2 protein-coding genes are annotated in these 3845 nt (G+C 61.0%); both read right to left on the bottom strand.

The genetic code is table 11. The annotated features are described in order from the left end of the window. Nucleotides 1–108 (bottom strand): addiction module toxin RelE (locus FJ398_26600; protein ID MBM3841456.1); only part of this gene is annotated, 108 nt, incomplete at its 3' end. Between the two features lie 47 nt (nucleotides 109–155). Continuing rightward, complete coding sequence (locus FJ398_26595) at nucleotides 156–3461, bottom strand: hypothetical protein (GenBank protein MBM3841455.1); 3306 nt, start codon at nucleotides 3459–3461, stop codon at nucleotides 156–158. Nucleotides 3462–3845: the final 384 nt, after the last annotated feature.

Below are 3845 nucleotides of genomic sequence, written 5' to 3'. Positions count from 1 at the left end.
GAAGATCTCTTCCCGCCGGTCGCCACGATTCATCAGGTGGTAAATCGCGCCCGGATACTCAATGCGGAGCTTGCGTGCCATGCGCCGAAGCCTGCTCAAACAGGGCAACGGTGTCAATATGTGGGACTGACCCCTTTATGCGACCTGGTTCGGGATCAATTCAATGGCCGGAGCAGATCGTCGAAGCCCCATAGACGGAGGTCGGGCTGGGTGCCGGCGTTGGCGGTGAACTGGGAAACGCGGATGGTCTTGATGTTCGCCGCTTCGAGCTCGGTGAGCGTGCGCGGATCAAGGCCCGCCTCGAGGCGCGGCTCGAACAGGAACGTCTCTTCGAAATTGTGTCGGCTGGAATCGTAAGTTTGTGAGAACGGCCCGGTCAACATGATCGGTCGAGTGGTCAACCCCGAGATGGTCGTTCCTCCCCAACTCACCAACGGAAAGCTTTTGCCGTCGAAAATTCCAATTCCCGGAACGCCGAATTTCAAGAAAGCGAGAGTGTAGTGCGTCTCGATGGTGGCGCGCCCTCGCCGAAAAGTTAGAGATCTCTCCAATCTCCCGGAGGTGATTTTCTCGATCGGGACTAAACGGGTGGTTTCGTTCGTCACCGTTATCGCCTTGCCATCCAGGCCGAACCTGATCTGCGGGACGCTGTAGGCCGCGCTCAGCCTGACCGTTTCCGCGTCGCCCAAGGGAACAGGCCGCGCGAGCGACAGGTCTTGTCCGAAGGCCGCCTTCAAAAGAAAGTCGCCGCGCTGAGGTCCCTGCGCCCAAGTCCAACGATACTCGAGCGTCCTGCCCGCCACTCTGATCGAGGCGTTGGGAAATGAACCGATCCGACCCGAAGCCGAACGGATCGCGGTGCCGTCGTGGTAAGCGACATCGACCGCGTAATCAAAGCCGGCGCCGCCCGGGTCGTCGCGGAAGGCGAGCCCTTGGAATTGCCAGATTGATTTCAATCGGTGATTCGCATAGAGGTCCTTGCCGTGATGCTGGAAAATGACGAACCGGCCCGCGTCATTCAAAATAAACGGCGCGGGATTGGCCGACACCAGGGCGCTCGGCACTTCGCGGATTTGCTTCACCACCAGACGTCCGGGTTCGATCTTCTTATACTCGAGGTCGAGGACGAATTGAGTCCGCGCGGGCGTGGCTTTGGCAAACTCGACGGCGGCGGCTTTGAACAACCCAAGCAACTGGTCGTACTCGGCGGGCCAGCCGAGAACGGCGCCGCCCAGCGGTACGAGGCTCGAGCGCCGTCGCACGTCGAACTTGGCCGGACTCCCGGCGGTCAGCGCCGCCACCACAACCTCCGGAAGCGCGTTCCCTTCCGGGTTCGTGACCGAAGTCGCGCCCGTCTGCGTCACGAGTTCGCCATCGAGCGAAGCCAGGCTGCGGTCGCTGGTCAACGTCCCGCGCAGAGTGGCCACGCCGTTCGCCAGTTCCAATTCGTCCGGGAACGAATGATGCACGAGCACGGCCATGCCCACCGCGTCTTCCTTGACGCCATGGCGCAACCGCTCCAGGAAAGCATTGTCATTGTAAAAGCTCGAATAGACGCGGCGTAACGCTCGGAACACGCCGCGTTCCGCGCTTTCCGCCGGATCACAGCGACACGGCCCGGCCGAGTCGTTGTCGGTATCGTCGGCCACACAACCGCTGTAGCTGTCGTAAAGCCCCGCACCGGAGAATTGCTCACTATCCTCGACGTTGGTGGAACTGCGGAAGCGCAAGTTCCGCCTCGGATCGAAACCGCCGAGGGCCGCGAGAATCGCGGTCTTCTGGACCGGACTGAAATCCGTGTCGGTGCGGATGAGCGCCCGAATGTCGGCCAGCTCTTTCGTCAGCCGCGCCACGTCTGGCGGAAACGTGAAAGGCCGCAGCTTCTCCGCAATGACGGCCCGGAGCATTCGGCCATCCGGACGAACCTGGTCAAGAAAAGCGCTCCAGAGATCGAAGGTGAAGGCAATCGCGTCGCCGGGGGCGCTTTCCCGAATCGCTCGCATCAGCACGCCAAAGTTGGCCGCCTTGCCGCCGACGAAACGAATGTCCTGCGGCGTCAGGTTGCGCACGGGCAGGCTGAGGGCGCCTTTGAGAGCAAAAGGAGCAAGGTTCAGCGGCGGGGGTTGTTTGGCGCGAAGAAGTTTTTCTTTCTGGCTGTCGGTCAGCAGCCCCTGGACGTTGAGCGTCTGCACGGTAGCGCCTTTCGTGGCGCGCTCCGCGAGCAGTAACAGCTCCTGGCCATCCCACGAGCGGAGTTTCTCGCGATCCTGCTCGTCGGCGACGAACACAAATGGCACATCGAACGACCGGGACAAGATGGCGACATGCGAGTTGGGCGTTGCCGGCGTCAAAGTGATGGTCCCCGCCAAAAGCGGAATCTCGGCCGGCACGGCGTCGGTCAGAAGGATATCGGAGTAGCGCAGCGTGCCGTTGGCGAAAGCCGCCGCAATTCCGCTTGCGGTCACGAACTTCAATCGGCCATAGGCCCATCCAGGGCTGTAGCATTCGTTGCCCCGGACCCACCGCGACGGGGAGCTGACGGTGATGCCCTGGCGAGCCAGAAACGCCTCGTCCTCCGCGGTGAGCCCGCCTTGCTGGAACGTTGGCATGTAGAACAACGTCCATCCGGCGGGCACGACCAAGACCGAGCGGGCGAGGTGGAACCACGCGGCGATCTGCTGTACGGCGAATGGCCGTCGCCCAACGATTTGAATGCCGGCTTCGCGCGTGGTCGAGTCGGGCGGCAACACCACGGCCCCCAGCACCAATCGTTGACCTGCAGGATCGAGCGAAATCTTGTCGAACTCGTCGGGCAAAAGATTCTCAAACCCAGGGAGCCGTTGGATCGCGAAACTGTAGTGAAAGAGGTATTTGGCGCTGTCTTGAAAGTACACCCGGTCCGGTTGGTCCAAACGAATCGTGAACTTCACCCAGCGCGATTCGGATCCCCCGGCGCTGCCAGGTTGCGAATAGAACCGGTCGCCGGAGACCAGGATTTGGTTCTTCCAATCGTCGTCCACCGTCTTCGGTCGCGCCGCTGCGCGGAAAAAAGCCGTCCCACGGCTGCTCGCTTGGCCGATCGGATATTGCAGGAAGGCGTCATGAGTTCGCGCGTGTTCCTGCCAGACGTTCAGGTCCAAGCTCCGTTCGAGAAGATAGACCCGGTTGGTTGGGCCCGCGCTGCTGCATCGAATGTTCCCGGCCGAATCCCGTTCCGCGCCGAGTCTGACGGTTCCCTGGGCAAGGACGGAGTCGCCGGCGACGAAGGCGAGTAACAGTCCCTTCGCGGTTGACGCATTCAACCGCTCCAGCACCCGTCGGATGGCCGCAGTGAAATTCAAGGGAATCCTGTGCCGGGCTTTGCCGGGCCCGTTGGGCAAGATGCTGCCACGTCGCCCGATCGAGATCGAGCGCTGTTTTGCCCCCCTCGTCACCGCGTTTTTCAGAAAGGGGTCATCCATTAAAAGTTCGTGTCAACAAACACAATCCTTCTTCCGCCGAAGAAATAACTTTTTTGACACGAAAAGGGGTCAGTCCCGCATATTGACATTATCCTTGTCCCCATTCCCCTCTCCATCCGTGTGATTCGTGTGATTCGTGGGCCTCCAAACGGCAGCATCACCAACCGCGACTACAGCCATTTGCTCAATGTGGGAATCCCATCGTGCCTCTTACATTCTCCGCGAATTGAGCATGCACGGCAAGAAACATTCGGGTGGACGACAGCGGCGAGTTGATTTGTCGAAACGAGTGCGGGGTGGACGCTGCGCGGGAACGAACCACGGATCGCACAGATTTCACGGATGGTTTCGGACTCGGCTCGCCGGGACGGACTCGCCCTACCT

Source organism: Verrucomicrobiota bacterium (genome assembly GCA_016871535.1).
In the GTDB taxonomy this organism is placed as follows: Bacteria; Verrucomicrobiota; Verrucomicrobiia; order Limisphaerales; family SIBE01; genus VHCZ01.
This window is presented reverse-complemented; position numbering and strand designations above follow the sequence as displayed.